This is a genomic window from Mycobacterium sp. P4_H6 (assembly GCF_056400845.1).
On the sequence record NZ_JBFUKN010000110.1, the window covers coordinates 1 to 19388 of the forward strand.

The 19388-nt window shown below is 68.2% G+C and carries 18 protein-coding genes; 6 read left to right on the forward strand and 12 right to left on the reverse strand.

The annotated features are described in order from the left end of the window. A partial coding sequence (locus tag AC1DTF_RS28935) for a multicopper oxidase domain-containing protein (protein ID WP_477476534.1) occupies positions 1-572 on the forward strand: 572 nt, incomplete at its 5' end. On the opposite strand, the gene AC1DTF_RS28940 is transcribed toward AC1DTF_RS28935, so the two are convergent. Genes AC1DTF_RS28940 through AC1DTF_RS28950 form a run of 3 tightly spaced genes read right to left on the reverse strand, consistent with a single transcriptional unit; the run spans position 557 to position 3469 of the window. Then, positions 557-1192, reverse strand: a complete 636-nt coding sequence (locus tag AC1DTF_RS28940; RefSeq protein ID WP_477476535.1) for a response regulator — start codon at positions 1190-1192, stop codon at positions 557-559. The two genes, AC1DTF_RS28935 and AC1DTF_RS28940, sit on opposite strands and share 16 nt — an antisense overlap. Further along, entirely contained in the window at positions 1174-2253 is a 1080-nt protein-coding gene (locus AC1DTF_RS28945) for a sensor histidine kinase (protein WP_477476536.1), read from the reverse strand. The genes AC1DTF_RS28940 and AC1DTF_RS28945 overlap by 19 nt, the downstream gene beginning before the upstream one ends. 4 nt (positions 2254-2257) lie before the next feature. Then, entirely contained in the window at positions 2258-3469 is a 1212-nt protein-coding gene (locus AC1DTF_RS28950; RefSeq protein ID WP_477476546.1) for a CaiB/BaiF CoA transferase family protein, read from the reverse strand. A gap of 134 nt (positions 3470-3603) precedes the next feature. Here AC1DTF_RS28950 and AC1DTF_RS28955 point away from each other — a divergent pair, with 134 nt between their 5' ends. Next, on the forward strand, positions 3604-4161 hold the full coding sequence (locus tag AC1DTF_RS28955; protein WP_477476537.1) for an NADPH-dependent FMN reductase: 558 nt from the start codon (positions 3604-3606) through the stop codon (positions 4159-4161). Here the strand turns inward: AC1DTF_RS28955 and AC1DTF_RS28960 are convergent. Both AC1DTF_RS28960 and hrpA read right to left on the reverse strand, forming a co-directional pair. Then, entirely contained in the window at positions 4124-5221 is a 1098-nt protein-coding gene (locus AC1DTF_RS28960; protein ID WP_477476538.1) for an FAD-dependent oxidoreductase, read from the reverse strand. The genes AC1DTF_RS28955 and AC1DTF_RS28960 overlap by 38 nt on opposite strands. A gap of 83 nt (positions 5222-5304) precedes the next feature. Beyond that, the gene (gene hrpA / locus AC1DTF_RS28965; protein WP_477476539.1) at positions 5305-9207 is read right to left on the reverse strand and encodes an ATP-dependent RNA helicase HrpA; all 3903 of its coding nucleotides are present in this window, start codon (positions 9205-9207) and stop codon (positions 5305-5307) included. 86 nt (positions 9208-9293) lie between these two features. Between hrpA and AC1DTF_RS28970 the strand changes: the two genes are divergently transcribed. After that, positions 9294-9743, forward strand: coding sequence for a hypothetical protein (locus AC1DTF_RS28970; RefSeq protein WP_477476540.1), 450 nt, complete (start codon positions 9294-9296; stop codon positions 9741-9743). Here AC1DTF_RS28970 and AC1DTF_RS28975 read toward each other — a convergent pair. After that, a complete protein-coding gene (locus AC1DTF_RS28975; protein WP_477476541.1) occupies positions 9704-10606 on the reverse strand; it encodes a mycobacterial-type methylenetetrahydrofolate reductase in 903 nt (300 codons plus the stop codon). The genes AC1DTF_RS28970 and AC1DTF_RS28975 overlap by 40 nt on opposite strands. A gap of 46 nt (positions 10607-10652) precedes the next feature. Between AC1DTF_RS28975 and AC1DTF_RS28980 the strand changes: the two genes are divergently transcribed. Further along, positions 10653-11408: an alpha/beta hydrolase family protein gene (locus AC1DTF_RS28980; protein ID WP_477476542.1), complete on the forward strand. Its 756-nt coding sequence runs from the start codon at positions 10653-10655 to the stop codon at positions 11406-11408. Here the strand turns inward: AC1DTF_RS28980 and AC1DTF_RS28985 are convergent. After that, positions 11374-12729, reverse strand: a complete 1356-nt coding sequence (locus AC1DTF_RS28985) for an FAD-dependent oxidoreductase (RefSeq protein ID WP_057168113.1) — start codon at positions 12727-12729, stop codon at positions 11374-11376. The two genes, AC1DTF_RS28980 and AC1DTF_RS28985, sit on opposite strands and share 35 nt — an antisense overlap. 100 nt (positions 12730-12829) lie before the next feature. Here AC1DTF_RS28985 and ygiD point away from each other — a divergent pair, with 100 nt between their 5' ends. Continuing rightward, a complete protein-coding gene (ygiD, locus tag AC1DTF_RS28990; protein WP_477476547.1) occupies positions 12830-13585 on the forward strand; it encodes a 4,5-DOPA-extradiol-dioxygenase in 756 nt (251 codons plus the stop codon). Here the strand turns inward: ygiD and AC1DTF_RS28995 are convergent. Genes AC1DTF_RS28995 through AC1DTF_RS29005 form a run of 3 tightly spaced genes read right to left on the reverse strand, consistent with a single transcriptional unit; the run spans position 13573 to position 16758 of the window. Beyond that, a complete protein-coding gene (locus AC1DTF_RS28995) occupies positions 13573-14859 on the reverse strand; it encodes a helix-turn-helix domain-containing protein (RefSeq protein WP_057168112.1) in 1287 nt (428 codons plus the stop codon). The genes ygiD and AC1DTF_RS28995 overlap by 13 nt on opposite strands. A gap of 43 nt (positions 14860-14902) precedes the next feature. Next, positions 14903-15700 carry an acetoin reductase gene (locus AC1DTF_RS29000; protein ID WP_057168111.1) on the reverse strand — a complete coding sequence of 266 codons (798 nt, stop codon included), beginning with the start codon at positions 15698-15700 and terminating at the stop codon, positions 14903-14905. Next, entirely contained in the window at positions 15697-16758 is a 1062-nt protein-coding gene (locus AC1DTF_RS29005; RefSeq protein WP_477476543.1) for a 2,3-butanediol dehydrogenase, read from the reverse strand. The genes AC1DTF_RS29000 and AC1DTF_RS29005 overlap by 4 nt, the downstream gene beginning before the upstream one ends. Positions 16759-16854: 96 nt before the next feature. On the opposite strand from AC1DTF_RS29005, the gene AC1DTF_RS29010 reads away from it, so the two are divergent. Then, positions 16855-18699, forward strand: coding sequence for an NAD(P)-binding domain-containing protein (locus AC1DTF_RS29010; RefSeq protein WP_477476544.1), 1845 nt, complete (start codon positions 16855-16857; stop codon positions 18697-18699). On the opposite strand, the gene AC1DTF_RS29015 is transcribed toward AC1DTF_RS29010, so the two are convergent. Both AC1DTF_RS29015 and AC1DTF_RS29020 read right to left on the reverse strand, forming a co-directional pair. Next, entirely contained in the window at positions 18696-19268 is a 573-nt protein-coding gene (locus tag AC1DTF_RS29015; RefSeq protein WP_477476545.1) for a hypothetical protein, read from the reverse strand. The two genes, AC1DTF_RS29010 and AC1DTF_RS29015, sit on opposite strands and share 4 nt — an antisense overlap. Before the next feature lie 17 nt (positions 19269-19285). After that, positions 19286-19388, reverse strand: a 103-nt coding sequence (locus AC1DTF_RS29020) for a DUF5078 domain-containing protein (RefSeq protein WP_477476548.1), incomplete at its 5' end; no start/stop codon positions are given.

Consider the following 19388-nt stretch of genomic DNA (forward strand, 5'->3'; position numbering starts at 1 on the left):
GGAGAGGGAGGAAGCGGGAGAGGGAGGAAGCGGCTCGCTTCGRCATCGGCGACTCGTTCACCGTCATGCGGCTGCAACCGGAGCGCAACCTGCGCCCCAGCGCCGCGCTCCCCGCAGCGCTGGCCACGTCGGCGACGCTGCCGGATGAGGCGACGGCCGTGCACCGCGAGTTCGATCTGCAGTGGTTCATGATCAACGGGAACCGGATGGACATGAACCGCATCGACTTTCATGCGACGGTGGACACCGACGAGATCTGGACCGTGCGCAACGTGGACAACTGGCCGCACAACTTCCACGTGCACGACACCCAGTTCCGGATCATCGACATCGACGGTGCGCCGCCACCGCCGCAGCTGGCAGGTCTCAAGGACACGGTGTACACCCCACCTGGACAACGGATCCGGCTCGCGGTCAGATTCTCCGACTACACCGATCCCACCTTCCCGTACATGTATCACTGCCATCTGGCCCTGCACGAGGACCAGGGCATGATGGGCCAGTTCCTGGTGCTCAACCCCGGACAGCAGCCGCAGCCGATGGCCATGGACATGCCTCACGCCATGCGTTGATACCCGTACACCGCGAGTTGCACCCGGTTCTGGGCTCCGAGCTTGTCCATCAGGTTGGCCACATGCGTCTTGACCGTGGTGACGCCGAGGTGCAGCCGGTCGGCGATCTCCTGATTGGACAGGCCCTCGACGATCAGCGGCAGCACATCCTCTTCACGCGTCGTCAGTGGCACCGCCTCGGGACCGTCGGGGACACGCGCGCCGACCGCCCGGGATACCAACCGCTGCAACAGGTGTGGCGAAAGCACGAAGTCGCCGGCGGCCATCCGATGCACCGCCGCGATCAGCTCGGCGGGATCGGTGTCCTTGACCAGGAAGCCCGCGGCCCCGGCCGCCAGCGCGGGGTACAGGTGGTCGTCATCGTCAAAAGTGGTGAGCACCAGAATCTTTGCCTCGGCGCGGGCAGAAAGGACCTGCCCGATGGCGGTGATGCCGTCCACCCCGGGCATCCGGAGGTCCATCAGGATCACATCCGGTGCGAGTTCGGCGGCCAACCGCACCGCCTGCGCACCGTCGGCGGCCTCGCCGACCACGTCGACACCGGGCGACGATTCACACAGCATCCGCAGTCCCGCCCGGACCAGGCGCTGGTCATCGGCGATCAGGACGCGGGTAGCCATGCCCGTACCTGCCATCCGTGCTCGCTGCGGCCTGCGGTGAACGTGCCGCCGCACAGTTGCATCCGCTCCGACATGCCGATGACCCCGAGACCACCCTGATGTTCGTCGACCCCGGCGCTGTCGACGCGGATCTCCACACCGCCACCGTGTCGCGCGATGGACAGTTCGACGGGCCCGCCCGGATCGGCATGCTTCATCACGTTGGTGAGCGCCTCCTGGGTCACCCGCAGCACGGTCAGCCGCGCCATCGCGTCCAGTCCGGTGATCGCCCGGTCGATCTCCGCGTGCACCGTGAAACCCGCTGCGCGGGTGCGTTGCACGGCGGCCTCGATCTCGCTCCACAGCGCCTCGGGCTCCACCATGGCCACCTCGTGCAGGGCCGGGTCACGCAGCGCGGCCTGCCAGCGCCGGATATCGGCCAGCGCATCGGCCGCGGTGCGGTGCACATCGTCGAGCACCTCGGCGACCCGCGGGTCCGCCGTCCCGATCACGTGTTCGGCGACGCCGGCGCGCAGCGCGATGGACGCCATGTGGTGGGCGACCAGGTCATGCAACTCGCGGGCCATGGCACCCCGTTCCTGAGCGCGGACCTCCGATTCCGCGAGGGCCCGGACCTGCCGTTGGCCGCGCAGGTACAGGCCGAGCAACAGCGGCAGCCCGAACGCCGCCGCCACCGTGGTGACATCGGCGGCGCTCCACCTCGGGGCGTGATCGTCGAGTTGTACTCCCAGCACCAGGGCGAGCAGCCAACCGGCGGCCGCGGCGGCGATGACCCGGTCCCGGTCGGTGCGTGCTGTGAGCTCGGCCAAAGACACCGCCGCGAGATAGGGCACCAGTCCGGACAGCCCCCACGCCTGCGCCGCGAACATCGGGATCGCCAGCGCGGACAGCGTCAGCGACACCGGAAACGGCCACCGGCCCCCGAAGAGGAAGACCACGGCCGCTGCGCAGCCCAGTACCCAGTAGCCGGCCGACACCCGGAACTCGCCGGGAAAGGTGCTCACTGCCAGGAGCACCGGCGTCAACAGCAGCGGCGCGCCCCGGAGCAGGAGGGAGTGCACATCCTCAGGCTATCGCGCCGGCGTCCTTCAACTCCTCGATGCGATCCCAGTCCAGGCCGATTTCCATCAGCACGAGCTCGGTGTGTTCGGAGGCCTGCGGCGCCCGGGTGGTCTGCAGCGGCTCGTGGTTGAACTGCACCGGCCCGCGCACCACCTTGAACGGTTGACCGTCTGAGCCTTCGACCTCGACGACCATGTCGTTGGCCAGCGCCTGTTCATCGCTGCCCAGGTCCACCAGGCTCTGGAACGGCGCCCATTGGCCTTTCATGGTCTTGAGGTGCTTGCGCCAGTACTCGAACGGTCTGCTTCGGACCGATTCGGTGATCAGCTCGACGGCGGCCGCGGCGTTTTCGATCAGCGGCAGTACATCGGAGAACCGGGGATCGTCGGCCAGTTCGGGCAGCCCGAGATGCTCGAAGGCGTCCCGGATGTAGCCGGTCGGGCTGACGATACACAGGTTGATGGTGCCGCCGTCCGACGTCAGATAGTTGCCCAGGAACGGGTTCACCGTCGGGCCAACCGAATTCGGCATCACCGAGCGCATCGTCTCGCCGGTCTCCATCCCCTGGGTGACACTGGCTCCTGCCGCCCACCACGCCGTGCTCAGCAGGGACACATCGATCTCGGAGGTCTCGCCGGTACGCTCGCGGTGGAACAGCGCCGCGGAGATGCCGCCGGCGATGTTCATCCCGCCGATCGAGTCACCGAAAGCCGGGATGCCCTGTGAGAGTGCGCCGCCCAGATCCTCCGGGGTCAGCGCGTGCCCGACACCGCTGCGGGTCCAGAACGCCGTGCCGTCGAAACCGCCGGTGTCGCGTTCGTCGCCCTTGTCGCCGTAGGCACTGCCGCGGGCATAGATGATGTTGGGGTTGACCGCGCGGATGTGCTCGACATCGAACTTGTTCTTCTGTCGCTGGGCGGGCATGTAGTTGGTCAGGAAGACGTCGGCGGTCTTGGCGATCTCGTAGAGCACCTCTTGGCCGCCCGGGGTGGAGACGTCGATGCCGACGCTGCGCTTGCCACGGTTGGGGTGCTCGATGAGCGGATGCCGGTTGGGGTCGAGCGCGAACCCGCCCATGTTGATGAACCCGCGCTGGGTGTCACCGCGCACCGGGTGCTCGACCTTGATCACGTCGGCGCCCCAGTCGGCCAGGATCGCGCCGGCGGCGGGGACGAAGGTGAACTGTGCGACCTCCAGGACGCGGACGCCCTCCATGACCTTGCCCATATGTCGTCCTCTCCACTGGTCTACCGGCGACCGTACCGTATTGACGACGGTACCGATCGGCGCGTTTCGGGAAGACTCGAGCCGTTGGCAGGCGATGCACCTACCGAAGGGAGAACATGAATATGACCATCGGCATCATCATCGGATCGATACGGGAGGGCCGCGCCGGCGCCTCCGTCGCGCAGTGGCTCGCCGAGCAGGCGGCACGCCGGGACGCCACCGAGTTCGAGGTCATCGACCTCAAGGAATTCGACGTCCCGCTGCTGACCGCCCCGGTGCCGCCCGCGGCAGCGAACCGCGAGTACGACTCGGAGCACGTCCGGCGGTGGAGCCGGGCGATCGATGCCTGCGACGGATTCGTGTTCGTCACGCCCGAGTACAACCACGGGGTCCCCGGCGCGCTGAAGAATGCGGTCGACAGCCTGGGGCCCGAATGGTCCGGCAAGGCGGTCGGCTTCGTGTCCTACGGAGCGGACGGCGGCGTGCGTGCGGTGGAGCAGTGGCGGCAGATCGTGGCGAACTTTCAGATGTTCGATGTCCGGGCCCAGGTCGCRCTGTCCCTGTTCCAGGAGTTCGGCGCCGACGGTTTCACTCCGCTGGAGCGCCGCGCGGGTGAACTCGACGCACTGCTGGATCAGTTGATCAGTCTGACCGCACGCCTCGGTATATCCCCCGCTTGACGATCCAGGGCTGGAGCACGTTACGCACCGACCAGGCCGGGAAGCGCATCGCCTGACCGGACGGGGCGAACACCTCCAGTCCGTCGGCCTGGGCGCCGAGCACCGACCCCCAGCGGGCCTTCGGTGGCTTGTAGGCACCCATCGGCTTGCCCGCGGCGTACGCGGCGATGTTGCGGGCGAGCAGACCGTCGGCGCGGCTGCGTGCCGAGGCGCGCAGCGGATCGGTGGCCGCGACATCACCGATCGCGAACACCTCCGGGTGGCCGGGGGCCTGCAGTTGTGGTGTGACACGGACGAATCCGCCGTCGTCGAGAAGTTCTGCGGGCAGCCAGCCGGTGTTCGGACTGACTCGGCCGATCGCCCACAGCACCGCATCGGCGCTGACCGCCGGCTGCCCGGTGCTCCAGTGCACCGGCACGCTGGTGATGTCCCCGTGGTCCTCGGGGATGACCGCCCGGTGTCCGGGATGCAATCCGACCCCCGCCGCCGTCAGCCGGGTCTCGATCCTGCTCCACACCCGCCGATGATGCTGTGGCAGTGCGTGTTCGCCGGGGTAGTACAGACCGATCCGGGCGCCGGGCAGCGCGGCCGCGAGATTGGCGGCCGCGCTCACCGCGGCGGCGCCTCCCCCGATCACCGCGATCGATTTCGCCGCGGCCAGCCGCCGGTGCACCGCCTGCAGGTCCGCATCGATCTCGTCGGCGGACTGCAGGTGCGGCCTGCGCCAGAATCCGTTCGTGACACCGGTGGAGATGACCAGGATGTCGTAGGGAACCTGCTCGACGGCGCCGGAGCGGTCGACGCCGACGGTACGGGCGGCCAGATCGAGCCCGGTCAGGGTGCCGTGCAGGGTGCGCACCCGGTCCAGCCCGCGAAACCGTTCGAACCCGGTCCAGTAGTCGCGTGCCCATTCGTGCGGACGGGCGATGCGTACCCCGAGTTCCTGCCCGCTGAGCAGTCCGGGTTTGGCGGAGATGCCGGTGACCTCGAAGCGCTTGGCCAGCTTGAGCGCGGTGAGGACTCCGGTGTCGCCGAGCCCGGCGATGACAACACGCTGCACCACGACACGGTAACCGGCGGCAAGTCTTTCGGTGGCGTTTTTGATAGCTGGGCTAATTTCAGGCCCCGCATCCTTCGCCGCCGCTAGTTGATCGCCGCGATGGCCTTATAGATGCGTTGCTCGCTGACGGGGCGCGGGGTGCCCAGTTGCTGGGCCCACAGACTGACCCGCAATTCCTCGATCTGCCAACCGATATCGGTGACATCGGCCCCGGAGGCGCGGGCCGGGGACAGCGTGCGCAGCAGGTCGTCATAGGCGTCTTCCACGCCGTGCACCCGGTCCATCCGCTCCCGGTCGGCGCCGAGCGCGTGCGGCAGCCGCTCCAGCCGCCTGCCGATCGCCATCAGGTAGCGGGTCAGATCGGCCAACCGGGCGGCCCCGGCGACGGTGACAAAACCCTCGGGCAGCAACCGATCCAGCTGCGCCCGAATGTCGGCGACGGCGTCGGCCTGCGCAGCCGGCGGCCGGTCCGGTATGGCGACCTGCGCCTCGTGGGCGGCGGCCAGCACCTTGCCGACCCGCCCGGCGATATCGGCGGTCGTGGCAACCAGACCCTTGCCTATCCGCGCGGCCACGGCATCGAAATCGGGTTTGGTCCATACCAATTCCCGGGCCAGCGCATCGACGGCCGCATCGGCGCAGTCCTCCAGCAGCGCGGTCAGCGATCCGTCCGGGTTCGCGTTCAAGGTGAGTCTGGCCCGGGTGTCGAACCCGCGTTCCACCGCCTTGACCGGCGACGGCGCCGTCAGCCGCAGCAGTCGGCGCAGACCGGGCCGCATCGACGCGGTCTGTTCGGCCTTGGTGGCGAAGACCCGCACATCCACCGCGGCGCCGGTGTCGACGAAGGCCGGGAATCCGCGGACGGTGTGTCCGCCGCTGAGTTGTTCGACGGTGCGCGGCAATTCGGCCAGATCGGCCGGCCACGACGTCAGACCGGTTCGCTGCCATTCGCCGGCAACGGCCTGGGCGACCGCCCGCTGCACCGGGGCGGCCAGCCGATCCTGTAGGCCGGCAAGGTCCTTGCCCCGGGCCACCTCGGTGCCGTCGGCGGTCTCCACCGCGAAGGTGACCCGCAGGTGGTCGGGGATCTTGCTCAGGTCGAAGGCCTCGACCGGCACCACCACACCGCTGCGCCTGCGCAGCTCGCGCTGCATCTCGGTAAGCAGGGACCCGGTCCCCGGGTTCAGGTCATCCAGGATGGCCCGCGCGGTGTCCGGGGCGGGCACGAAGTTGCGGCGCAGATCCTTCGGCAGCGACTTGATCAACGCCGTCACCAGTTCTTCCCGCAGGGCGGGCACCTGCCAGGCGAATCCGTCACCTCCGATGCGGGTCAGTACCTCGACGGGAACGTGCACCGTCACACCGTCGTCGGCGGCGCCCGGCTCGAACCGGTAGGTCAGCGGCAGGGCCAGATCCTCGGTGCGCCAGGTGTCGGGATGTTCGTCGGCATCATCGGAGCGCAGTAGGTCGGCGCGGGTGAAGGTCAGCAGGTCGGGCGTCTGGTGTCGCTGCTTCTTCCACCATGCGTCGAAGTGCCTGGCCGACACGGCTTCCGGCGGAATGCGCGCATCGTAGAGGGCGAACAGCTCCTGGTCATCGATCACCAGGTCACGGCGGCGGGCCCGTTCCTCCATCTCCTCCAGTTCCGCGCGCAACGCGGTGTTGTCCCGGAAGAAGTGATGCCGGGTCTGCCAGTCACCTTCGACCAGAGCGTGCTGGATGAACAGGTCGCGGGACACCGCCGGGTCGACCTGGGCGTAGCCTACGGTTCGGCGTGGCACCAGTGGCAGCCCGTAGAGCGTCACCCGTTCGAAGGCCATCACCGCGCCGCGCTGCGCATTCCAGTGCGGCTCGCTGTAACTGCGCTGCACCAGATGCCCGGCCACCCGTTCGATGGATTCGGGGTCGATGCGTGCGGCGGTGCGGCCGAACAGCCGGCTGGTCTCCACAAGATCGGCCACCACGATCCAGCGCGGCGGCTTCTTGGAGAGCACCGATCCCGGGGCCAGCACGAACTTGGTGTTGCGCGCGCCGATGTAGTCGCGGGTCTCGCCCTCCCGAAGGCCGATGTGCGACAACAGTCCCGCTGCCAGTGCGGCGTGGATCCGGGCCGGGTCGGCGTCCTCCCCGGAGTCGCGGATGCCCAGGTCGCCTGCGATGCTGCGCAACTGGCCGGCCAGGTCCTGCCATTCCCGGATGCGCAGGTAGTGCAGGAACTCGTCGCGACACATCCGCCGGAAGGCACTGCCGGAGCGCTCCTTGCGTTGCTCGCGCAGGTAGTTCCAGAGGTTCAGATAGGACACGAAATCCGAGTTGTCGTCGGCGAACCGCGCGTGCTTCTGGCGCGCGGCGTCCTCCCGATCGGCGGGGCGTTCCCGCGGGTCCGGAATGGACAGCGCGGCGGCCAGCACCAGCACCTCCCGCACGCAGTTCTCGGTGTCGGCGGCCAGGATCATCCGGCCGACCCGGGGATCCAGCGGCAGTCGGGCAAGGCGCTGCCCCACTTCGGTGAGCGCGCCGCCTGCGTCGAATGCGCCGAGTTCCTGTAGCAGCTGCACGCCGTCGCGGATGCTGCGCGCGTCGGGCGGGTCCAGGAACGGAAAGTCCTCGATGTCACCGAGTTTGAGTGCGGCCATCTGCAGGATCACCGCGGCCAGGTTGGTGCGCAGGATCTCCGGATCGGTGTAGCGGGGCCGGGATTCGAAATCGTCCTCCGAGTACAGCCGGATACAGATGCCCGGGGCGGTGCGCCCCGACCTGCCCGCGCGCTGCGCGGCCGAGGCCTGCGAGATCGGTTCGATGGGCAGCCGTTGCACCTTGGTGCGCCTGCTGTAACGGGAGATCCGCGCGGTACCGGGGTCGACGACGTACCGAATGCCCGGCACCGTCAGCGAGGTCTCGGCGACGTTGGTGGCCAGCACGATTCGCCTGCGGGCCGTGCTGGTCGTGAACACCTTCTGCTGTTCGGCGGTCGAGAGCCGGGCATACAGCGGCAGTACCTCGGTGCCCTGATCCACCAGGCCGCGCAGGGCGTCCGCGGTGTCGCGGATCTCGCGTTCCCCGGACAGGAACACCAGCACGTCGCCGGCCGGTTCGGCCTCCAACTCCCCGATGGCGTCGACGATTGCCTCGGTCGGATCGCGCATCTCGGTGCGGACGATCTCGTGATCGGGGTCGTCGGGGTCAGCCGAGTCGTCCCCGTCGTTGCCGCCGCCTACCGGCACTTCCAGCGGCCGGTACCGGATCTCCACCGGGTAGGTGCGCCCCGACACCTCGACGATGGGCGCGCCGTTGAAGTGCTCGGCGAAGCGCTCGGGCTCGATGGTCGCCGAGGTGACGATCACCTTGAGGTCGGGTCGGCGCGGTAACAACTCGCGCAGGTATCCGAGCAGGAAGTCGATGTTGAGGCTGCGTTCGTGTGCCTCGTCGAGGATCAGGGTGTCGTAGCGCAGCAGTCGGCGGTCACGCTGGATCTCGGCGAGCAGAATGCCGTCGGTCATCAGTTTGATCAGGGTCGAGTCGCTGGCTTGATCGGTGAACCGGACGGTGTAGCCGACCGTCGACCCCAGCGGGGTGCCGAGCTCATCGGCGATGCGCTGGGCCACCGTACGGGCAGCCAGCCGGCGCGGCTGGGTGTGCCCGATGGTGCCGCGGATACCGCGCCCGAGCTCCAGGCAGATCTTGGGCAGCTGGGTGGTCTTACCCGAACCGGTGGCCCCGGCGACGATCACCACCTGGTTCGCACTGATGGCTGCGGCCAGCTCGGCACGGCTGTCGGTCACCGGCAGGTCGGGGTAGGTGATCTCCGGGACGGCGGCTTGCCGGGTCAGCACCAGTGCTTCGGCGGCGCCGAACTGTTTGATCAGGGATTCCGGCGGGTCGCCGTGCAGCCCCTTGAGGCGTCGCCCCAACCGGGACGCGTCCCGGAAGGTCAGATCGTCCAGCTTGGCGCGCAACGCGCGGATGGACTCGGACTGGGCGGACACCCGGGCAAGGATAGGCGGTTGACCGTCACCCCCGCCCGGGTGCAGGCTCGAGGCCTCGACGTCTGGATTTCTCCCGGGAGGCCTCCATGTTCGATTACTTCGGCGCCATGCTGCGTGACTGCCTGGACGTCGGTCCGCAGATCGGCCGGCCCGATTTCCCCGCACTCATCACCGACGACGTCCGGTTGCACGTCCTGGCCGGGCAGGTGGCCGCTGCCGAATGGGGACAGGCCGAGGCCCACGCGCCCGTCACGATCACCGCCACCCACATCCTGGCCACCGAACACGGCCTGGTGTACGCGGCGGTGCTGTCGACGCCACACCGGCGCCCATGGCATTACCTGGCCGCACCGCACAGCCTGTTCGACCAGATCGCCGATCGGGTGCACGATGTGCCGCCGCCGGGCGGGTCGGTGGCCGCGGTCGACTGCCGCCTCGACCACGACCTCACCTCGATGTGGCAGTTCGAGGCCGCGCTGCGCAGGATGCTCGACGACTATCCGGCGTTCGAGTTGGAGCTCTCCGGCGCCCAGTAGTCGAGCATCGCGGCGAAGGTGTCGAAGGCCGGCTTGGAGGGCCCGTAGGCCGCCTCGAAGTGCACGCTCAGCGGGAAGCCGAGCCCGCCGACGCCGTCGATCACCCGCTTGTACAGATCCAGCATCTCGCGGCGCTTGGCGTCGGGATCCAGCGGAGCCAGTCTGCTGACGAACTCCTGTTCGGCGGCCACGGCCGCGTTGCCGGGGTCCTGGATGAGCCAGTTGATCAGCCCGACCTTGGATTCCAGCTTCGGGACGAACCCGAACGACAACAGGATCTCCGGACGGTGATMGGTGGTCCGGGCGAATTCGGTCAGAAAGCCGACGATGGCGTCCGAGTACAGCAGCTGGGTCATCCCATAGGTGGCGCCCTGGTTGCATTTGAAGTTGAACCGGCCCTGCTCACCGTCGCGGGTCGGGATCAGGATGACCCCGCGGTTGGGCACCAGGCTGTCGAACGTGGACAGTGCGTCGGTGGGGGCGACACCGCCGCCCTCGCCGTCGCTGAGCGTGCGGGGCACCCCGACGAAGGCGATGCCGTCGAAGTTCGCCCCGTTCAGTTCGGTGAGCCTGCCGCGCAGCGCCGGTTCGTCCAGGAACGACGTCACCTGGGTGCACAGTCCGCGGGAGCCGGGCAGCTCGGGCTGGATCAACGACCAGTACTCCAGCACGTCCATCTTGGGCTTCATCTCGATGGGACGGTCGTCGTCCTCGTCGATCATCCCGGGGATCATGACGTGCCCGACCTCGACGCCTGTTTCCTGCGACAACGCCCGGACCTTGATCGCCTCTTCGACGGCGTACTGCGCACCCCGTTCCACGTTCGGCGGGACGAGTTCGAGCGCGACGGTGTTGAGCGGCACGACCGCCACCCTAAGGTGCGGAGCATCGCCGTGGTAAACCCTGGGCATGGCTGAACGCGTCACCTTCCCCAGCGCGACCGGGCCCGCCCTGGCCGGTCTCATCGACCTGCCCGAGGGTCCCGTGCGCGGTTGGGGCGTCTTCTCGCACGGATTCACGCTCGGCAAGGACTCACCGGCCGCGGCGCGGATCTGCAAGCAGCTGGCCGCCGACGGGATCGGCATGCTGCGCTTCGATGCGCTCGGCCTCGGCGGCTCCGAGGGGGACTGGGGTGACGGATCGTTCACCTGCAAGGTCGACGACGTCATCGCGGCATGCCATTTCATGACCGCGCGCGGTACCCCCGCCGATCTGCTGGTGGGCCATTCGTGGGGCGGCGCGGCGGTGCTGGCCTGCGCGCGTGATTGCGCCGGGGTGCGCGCGGTGGTCACCGTGGGCGCGCCGTTCGACCCGACCCATGTCGAGCACCAGTACGACGCGTGTCTGGATCAGGTGTTCGCCGAGGGCAGCGGGCAGTGGATGGTGGGCGGCAAGACGCTGACGCTCAAGCGCGCGTTCGTCGAGGACGTGCGGCGCGCGAAGCTGGACGACAAGATCAAGGCTCTCCGGCTGCCGCTGCTGATCCTGCATTCGCCGACGGACAACACCGTCGGCATCGAGAACGCCAGCGATATCTTCCGGACCGCCCGGCACCCTCGCAGCTTCGTCTCGCTGGAGGGTTCCGAGCATCTGCTCACCGGCCCGGGTCAGGCCAAGCGCGCCGGCCGCATCATCGGGGCGTGGGCGGACGCCTACCTGCGGTGATCATGTCGGCCCGCGGCACCACCTTGACCCGTTCGCGGCCCTGTTCCCCACCGAGTGCGACCTCGTGGGCGTCCAGACGTTCCCATTCGGCCCAGGTGGTGTAGTCCACGTTGTTGGCGGACAGGTGGCCCAGGATGGCGTCCGGGTCACCGACCTCGGGCGGGCGGATGCCCGGCAGGTCGGCCAGCAGGCTGGCGATCGTCTCGGCCGCATCGGATTTGGTGTGGCCGATCAATCCGATCGGGCCGCGCTTGATCCAGCCCGTGACGTAGGTGGCGTCGACCACCATCCAGTCCGCGTCGAGCACCCGGCCCGCGTCGTTGGGGACCACGCCGGCATGGTGATCGAACGGCAGATCGGCCAGGTGTGAGGACAGGTAACCGACCGCGCGGTAGACGGCCTGGACCGGCCAGTCGGTGAACTCTCCTGTGCCCCTAACGGTTCCGTCGCCGATCAGCTCGGTGCGCTCGGTGCGCAGTCCCTCCACCGCATCGGTGCCCAGCACCGCGACCGGCGACTGGCACAGGTGGATGTGGATGCGGTGCGGCGCGCCGGTGGGCTCCCGGTCCATGTACTTCATCATGGTGTCGACGACGAGCTTGATGGACTTGGTCGAGTTGATGGCCTTCTGACTGGCCTCATCGATCTCGAAACCCTCCGGATGCACGATGACGTCGACACTCGGTGAATGCGACAGCTCACGAAACTCCATGGGCGAGAACTTGATCTGGGCCGGACCGCGCCGGGCGAAGACATGGATGTCGGTCGCCTTGTTCAGCGCCAATCCCTGATAGACGTTGCCGGCGATCTCGGTGCCGAGCTGTTCCTCGGCGGGCTTGGCCAGCACCCGGGCGATGTCGAGGGCCACATTGCCCGCCCCGAGCACGGCGACCTCGCGGGCCTCCAACGGCCAGGTGCGCGGCACGTCGGGGTGCCCGTCGTACCAGGACACGAAGTCCGCCGCGCCGTAACTGCCGGGCAGGTCGATACCCGGGATGTCCAGCGGGCGGTCCCGGCGCGCGCCGGTGGAGAAGATGACGGCGTCGTAGTGACGCCGCAGGTCCGTCAGCGTGATGTCGGTGCCGTAGTGGACGTTGCCGATGAAGCGAATCTCGTCCCGCGAGAGCACCCGGCGCAGGGCCTTGATGATCTCCTTGATCCGCGGGTGATCGGGGGCGACGCCATAGCGGACCAGGCCGTACGGCGCCGGCAGACGATCGAACAGGTCGACCCTTGCATTCGCATATTCACTGGTCAGAGTGTCGGACGCATAGATGCCGGCTGGGCCGGCCCCGATGACCGCCACACGGATCTCTCGCATGAGCACCTCGCTTAGATATGGGTAAGGCAACCCTAACTTGGTACGCGGGTACCGCAAGGCCTACCCCGGCCGGGTGCGGTAGTTTCGTCCCATGAGCGCCATGCCCGCAGCCTTCATAGGCCACGGCAGCCCCATGAATGCGCTGGACACCAATCGCTACACCGACGCCTGGCAGGCGTTCGGGCAGTCGGTGCCGCGGCCGCGCGCCATCCTGGTGGTCAGCGCGCACTGGTACATCAACGCCACCGCCGTCACCGCGATGGCACGGCCCCGGACCATCCATGATTTCTACGGTTTTCCGCCAGAGCTCTATGCGGTCGGGTACCCGGCGCCGGGGCTGCCCGCCCTGGTCGACGAGGTCGCTGAGATCGTGGAGCCGACCTGGGTGGGCGCCGACCAGGACAGCTGGGGCATCGACCACGGCACCTGGTCGGTGCTGCTGCACGCCTTCCCGGAAGCCGACATCCCCGTGGTGCAGCTGTCCATCAACGCCGAGCAACCGCTGGAATACCATCTCGACCTCGGTGCGCGGTTGGCCCCATTGCGCCGACGCGGCGTCCTGGTGCTCGGCAGCGGGAACATCGTGCACAACTTACGGGTGATGTCTCCGACTCTGCCTGACAGCGGATTCGACTGGGCCGCAAGGTTTGACGACGCTGCCCGTGAGCTGCTGACCTCAGCGCCCGCCGAGGTGCTGAGACTGCGCGAGCACCCTGATTTCGATCGAGCGGTGCCCACGGCCGACCATTTCATCCCGATGCTGTACTTCGCCGGACTGGCCGGAGCCACACCCGCCACCGTGCTTGTCCAGGGTTACACCTATGGCTCGTTGTCGATGACGTCCTACACGCTCTGATCACGGGCGGCACGGACCGCGGGCGCGGTCGACGCCGGTAGCAACCCCCGCGGATCGCTGGGTCGAAGCACGTCCACCACGACGCCGTCCGCGAAGCGGTACGGCTGCCCGGCGATCAGACCGACGAGTTGCCTTCGCAGCCGCGACATCTCGGCACGCACGGTGACCACCCGGGAACGGTCGCCATACAGATCCGCGGCCAGCTCCGGTGCGCTGCGCCCCTCCGGACGGGTGGCGAGCACCAGCAGTATCTCGGCGTGCCGCGGCGAGATGTCGCGACACCAGGTGCCCGACTGCCCCACCATCGACAGTGTCGGCGCACTGTGGTTACGCAGGTCCAGCGTGGCGCGCCCCGCCGGACCGTCGGCGGCCATCTCCTCGACCGGCCGCACCAGCCACCCGCCCGACAGCGGCTCCAGCTCACAGGCACCGAGTGCGGGTATCCACGCGCGGCCGGCCCCGGCGTTGTGCGGCAACAGGATCCGATTGTGCGGCGGAAGTGAATCCACCGCCGCGACCCAGCCTTCCGGGTCGACCGCGAGCGCCGGCGAGCCCATCCGGGCCAGCATCGGGGCAGCGACCGCCCGCAACCGGTTCAGCGTGCGTTCATGGGCTTCACGCAGCCGCGATTCGGCCAGCCGCGCCACCAGGTCCACCAGCGCCACGGTGGTGGGATGCACCGTCGAGGCAGGTCCGGACACGTCGACGGCACCGATCACATGCCCGGTGCGCGGGTCACGGATCGGCGCGCCCGCACACGTCCAGGCGTGATGGCTGCGCAGGAAGTGCTCGGCAGAGAAGATCTGCACCGCCCGCCGGGACACCAGCGCGGTACCGATCGCGTTGGTCCCCACCGCAGGTTCGCCCCAGTGGGCGCCCTCGACGAAGCCCAGCCGGTCGGCCTGTGACAACACCCGGGGTGTGCCGGAGCGCCACAGCACCCGGCCGCGCGCATCCGCCACCACCAGGATGTTGTTGCCGTCGGCGATCACCGATTCCAGGCCCCGCGAGATGTCCTCGAGCACCGCCGTCAGACCCGAGGACTGCCGCAGCAGATCCAGCCCACTGCGATCCACATCCGGCGGGTCGTGATGCTCGGGGTCAATTCCACTGCCCAGCAGCCTGTTCCAGGAGTCCGCGATGACGGTGCGCGGTTTCGCCGGAGCCCGGGACCCGGCCATCGTCGCGTCATACACCTCGGACAGCAGCATGGCGTACCGACGCGGGTCGTCACCGACGGCGACCGCGGGCTCGGGGATCGAGGATCCTGCCATTGCCCCGATTGTGCTCCCCGTCACACGGGCTGTCACGTGCGGGTCACCGGTAGACCATGCCCCCGTCAATCAGGCCGGCCTGCCCCGTCATGTAGTCCGCGCCGGGTCCGGCCAGGTAGGCGACGTATCCGGCGACATCCTCCGGCGTCTCCGGCCTGCCGAGTGCAATGGTGGCGGAGAACTTCGCGAAGGTCTCGCCTTCCGCGGCGCCGGTCAGTTCGGCGAACCGCTTGTCGATCTCGACCCACATGTCGGTGCCGACGACGCCCGGGCAGTACGCGTTGACGGTGATGCCGGCCCCGGCGTGCTCCTTGGCCGCGGCCTGGGTGAGCGCCCGGACTGCGAATTTGGTGGCGCTGTACGGGCCCAGCATCGCAAACCCCTCGTGACCCGCGATGGACGAGGCATTGATCACCTTGCCCCTGGTGCCGAGCTCGGTGAACTTGGCGACCGCGGCCTGGATGCCCCACAACACACCGTCGACGTTGATCGCCCACAACCGTGACAGCTGTTCCGGGGTCACCTCCGCAATCGGTCCCACCAAGGCGATCCCGGCGTTGTTCACCATGATGTCGAATCCGCCGAGGGCGCTCGCGGCGTGCTCCACCGCGTCGAAGACGGCCGCGCGGTCGGAGACGTCGGCGACGAATGTGGTGACTTTGGAGCCGATTTCGGTGATCTCGTCGGCAACGCCGGCCAGCGCGTCGGCACTGACATCGACCAGCGCCAGGTCGGCTCCCTGGCCGGCCAGCTCGTGGGCGATGCCGCGGCCGATACCGCGGCCCGCGCCGGTCACCAGTGCCACCTTGCCGACCAGCGGGGCGGGAATGGTGCGTGTCATGACCGACCCTTCGAGTCGGCGGGATCGACCAGAACCTTCATCTTGGTTCCGGCATGCAGGGCCTCGAAGCCCTCATCGACGACATCATCGATACCGATGGCGGTCACCCACCCGGTGGTGTCGTAGGTCCCGCGCGACATCAGGTCGATGACGGCTTCGAAATCGGCTGCGGTGTAACACAGCGAGCCCTGAATGCGGGATTCGTTCATCACCAGGTTCAGCAGCGGGGTGGTCAGCGGCTTCTCGTAGATCGCCACGCTGACCATGGCCTTGCGCGCACCGACGCAGGCCAGCGCGGTCTCGACGGCGGGGGCCACCCCGGCGGCGTCGTATACCGCGCCGGCACCGCGGCCGCTCGTGTGGTCGGCGATGAAGGACGGTACGTCGACGGCGGTCGGATCCAGGGTGCGCGCGCCGAGCGCTTCGATGGCGGCGCGTCGCGTGGCGGATGGCTCGACGACGAAGGTGTCCTCGATACCCTTGCCGCGCAGTGCGAACCACAGTCCGATGCCGATGGGGCCCGCGCCGAACACCATCGCAGTGTCGCCGGGGTGCGCATCGCCCAGGGTGGCCGCGTGATAGGCCACCGACATGGGCTCCACCAGCGCGCCGAGTTCCAGTGACACATTGTCGGGCAGCTTGTGCAGCATGTTCACCGGCACGACGGTGTACTCCGCCATCCCGCCGTCGGACATGAGTCCGTGGAAGCCGATCTGGGCGCAGATGTTGTAGTTGCCCGCTTGACACGGTCCGCATTTCCCGCACCGGTAGATCGGTTCGATCGCCACCCGGTCCCCCTCGGCCCAGCCGCGGACCCCGGCGCCGAGTGCGGTGATGGTGCCGGAGAATTCGTGGCCCATCACCACCGGCAGCTGCTGGCCGGTCAGCGGGTGCGGTTCGGTCGGCACGAAGATCGGCCCGGCATAGTATTCGTGCAGGTCCGTGCCGCAGATCCCGTTGAATCCGACCTTCACCTTGACGGTCCCGGGCCCCGGCTCCGGCTCGGGTACGTCGGTCACATCGACTTTGTTCGGCCCGTAGTACACAGCTGCTCTCATGCCTGCAGTTCTATGTGACCTGGCGCACACCGCGAAAGAGTTGCAGGGGGTTGCAGCCCTTGCGCTCGCATCGAGCCCGGGTGTGTGCTGGCTCACATGACACAGATCGCTGACCTTCCGGTTGCCCCCACCTCCCGCATCTCGCCGCAAGAACGCGTGGACGCCTGGCTCTCCGAGTTCGACACGGTCCTGGCCACCCGCGACATCCAGCGGGCCACCGGGATGTTCGCCGTCGACAGCTTCTGGCGCGACCTGGTGTCGTTCACCTGGAATCTGAAGACGATGGAGGGTCGAGACGCGATCGGCGAGATGCTGGAGAACCGGCTCACCGGGACGGACCCGTCACGTTTCCGGACCCGTGAGCCCGCCACCGATGACGGTGACGGCGTGGTGTCGGCGTTCATCGAGTTCGAGACCGCGGTGGGCCGCGGCACCGGTCACCTGCGCCTGAAACGAGGCGACGACGGAGCGGACACCGCCTGGACCCTGCTGACCGCACTGCAGGAACTCAAGGACCATGAAGAGCGCAAGGGCGCCACCCGGGTGCTCGGCGCGGTACACGGGTCCGACCCGGACACCCGGTCCTGGGCGGAACGCAAGCTCGACGAGGATCGTGCGCTCGGCTACTCCGAGCAGCCCTACATCCTGGTGATCGGGGGCGGGCAGGGCGGAATCGCATTGGGCGCCAGACTGCGTCAGCTCGGTGTGCCCGCCATCGTGGTCGACCGCCACGAACGTCCCGGCGATCAGTGGCGCAAGCGCTACAAGTCGCTGTGCCTGCACGACCCGGTCTGGTACGACCACCTGCCCTACCTGCCGTTCCCGCAGAACTGGCCAGTGTTCGCGCCGAAGGACAAGATCGGCGACTGGCTGGAGTTTTACACCCGCGTCATGGAGGTGCCGTACTGGTCGAAGACCACCTGCCTGTCCGCCTCCTTCGACGAGTCCGAACAGCGCTGGACGGTCGAGGTGGACCGCGACGGCGAGCGACTCACCCTGCACCCGACCCAGCTCGTGCTGGCCACCGGGATGTCCGGCAAGCCCAATGTGCCCACCTTCCCCGGCCAGGATGAATTCACCGGCGACCAACACCATTCGAGCCATCACCCGGGCCCGGACCGGTACGCGGGCAAACGCGCGGTGGTCATCGGCTCCAACAACTCCGCGCACGACATCTGCAAGGCACTGGTCGAGAACGGTGTCGACGTGACGATGGTGCAGCGCTCATCCACCCATATCGTGAAATCGGATTCGCTGATGGATCTCGGGCTCGGCGACCTGTACTCCGAGCGCGCGCTGGCGGCCGGAATGACCACCGAGAAGGCCGATCTGACGTTCGCGTCGCTGCCGTACCGGATCATGCACCAGTTCCAGATCCCGATCTATGACGCGATCCGGGAGCGGGACAAGGATTTCTACGCCCGGCTGGAAGCCGCGGGCTTCGACCTGGACTGGGGCGATGACGGCTCGGGGCTGTTCATGAAGTACCTGCGTCGCGGATCCGGTTACTACATCGACGTCGGCGCCTGCGATCTCATTGCCGACGGCAGCATCAAGCTGGCGCACGGCGATGTGTCACACCTGACCGCGGACAGCGTGGTGCTGGCCGACGGTACCGAGTTGCCCGCCGATGTGGTGGTGTACGCCACCGGGTTCGGTTCGATGAACGGCTGGGCTGCCGATCTGATCGGCCAGGACGTCGCCGACAAGGTCGGCAAGGTGTGGGGCCTGGGCAGCGAGACGACCAAGGACCCCGGCCCCTGGGAGGGCGAGCAGCGCAACATGTGGAAGCCCACCAAGCAACCCAACCTGTGGTTCCACGGCGGGAATCTCCATCAGTCCCGGCACTATTCGCTGTACCTGGCCCTACAGCTGAAGGCCCGCTACGAAGGACTCCCGACGCCGGTGTACGGGCTGCAGGAAGTCCACCACCTCAGCTAGCAGCCGCCGTCGACGGTGCGGTCCGGTCGGCCGTCACCGTCGACGGCGATGTCGACGACACCGCTGGACAGCGCCACCCGCAGTGTCCGCGGTCCGGTCCAGCCGATACCGTTGAGCGACAGCACATCCGCATTGACGCAGCCGAGGTCACGCTCCTGCGACAGCAGACCCTGCCGGGTGTGCAGACGCAGCTCCCAGATCGGATCCGGGGCCAAGACGGCGCTGCCGCTGTAGACCACGAGTTCCATACTGCCGTCGGCGGACTCCAGGCGCGATTCGGCTGTCAGGTCGGTCTGGAAGGCCGAGGCGAACCAGCCGATGAAACCGATGGCGGCAGCACCCAGTACGCAGACCGCGACGCCGATCCAGCGGGCGAGGGGGCGGCGCAGACCGAGGCCGCACGCGAGGGCAAGGGCCAGACCACCGGTGACCCCGAACAGCAACGGGTGGAACACATACGGGCGCAGCAGATGAAAGCGGTAGAGCAGGAATCCGCCGATGGCCGCCGCGCAGAGCAGCGCACCGACAATGGTCAGGACGCCGACCGTCGTGGTCCGATGCTTCTGCACCGGGTCAATCTATAGGGTCACCAGACCCAGACGGACATGTCGTCGGGTGGGTAGTTCATGCAGACGGCGGTGGAGTGGGCGACGACGCCTTTGTTGTTGAAGAAGATCTTGGCCCAGTTG

Coding starts and splice junctions, on each gene's coding strand:
- AC1DTF_RS28940 (WP_477476535.1), bottom strand. CDS start 1,192: ATGGCTACCCGCGTCCTGATCGCCGATGACCAGCGCCTGGTCCGGGCG.
- AC1DTF_RS28950 (WP_477476546.1), bottom strand. CDS start 3,469: ATGGAGGGCGTCCGCGTCCTGGAGGTCGCACAGTTCACCTTCGTCCCC.
- AC1DTF_RS28970 (WP_477476540.1), top strand. CDS start 9,294: ATGTTCGATTACTTCGGCGCCATGCTGCGTGACTGCCTGGACGTCGGT.
- AC1DTF_RS28980 (WP_477476542.1), top strand. CDS start 10,653: ATGGCTGAACGCGTCACCTTCCCCAGCGCGACCGGGCCCGCCCTGGCC.
- AC1DTF_RS28985 (WP_057168113.1), bottom strand. CDS start 12,729: ATGCGAGAGATCCGTGTGGCGGTCATCGGGGCCGGCCCAGCCGGCATC.
- ygiD (WP_477476547.1), top strand. CDS start 12,830: ATGCCCGCAGCCTTCATAGGCCACGGCAGCCCCATGAATGCGCTGGAC.
- AC1DTF_RS28995 (WP_057168112.1), bottom strand. CDS start 14,859: ATGGCAGGATCCTCGATCCCCGAGCCCGCGGTCGCCGTCGGTGACGAC.
- AC1DTF_RS29000 (WP_057168111.1), bottom strand. CDS start 15,700: ATGACACGCACCATTCCCGCCCCGCTGGTCGGCAAGGTGGCACTGGTG.
- AC1DTF_RS29005 (WP_477476543.1), bottom strand. CDS start 16,758: ATGAGAGCAGCTGTGTACTACGGGCCGAACAAAGTCGATGTGACCGAC.
- AC1DTF_RS29010 (WP_477476544.1), top strand. CDS start 16,855: ATGACACAGATCGCTGACCTTCCGGTTGCCCCCACCTCCCGCATCTCG.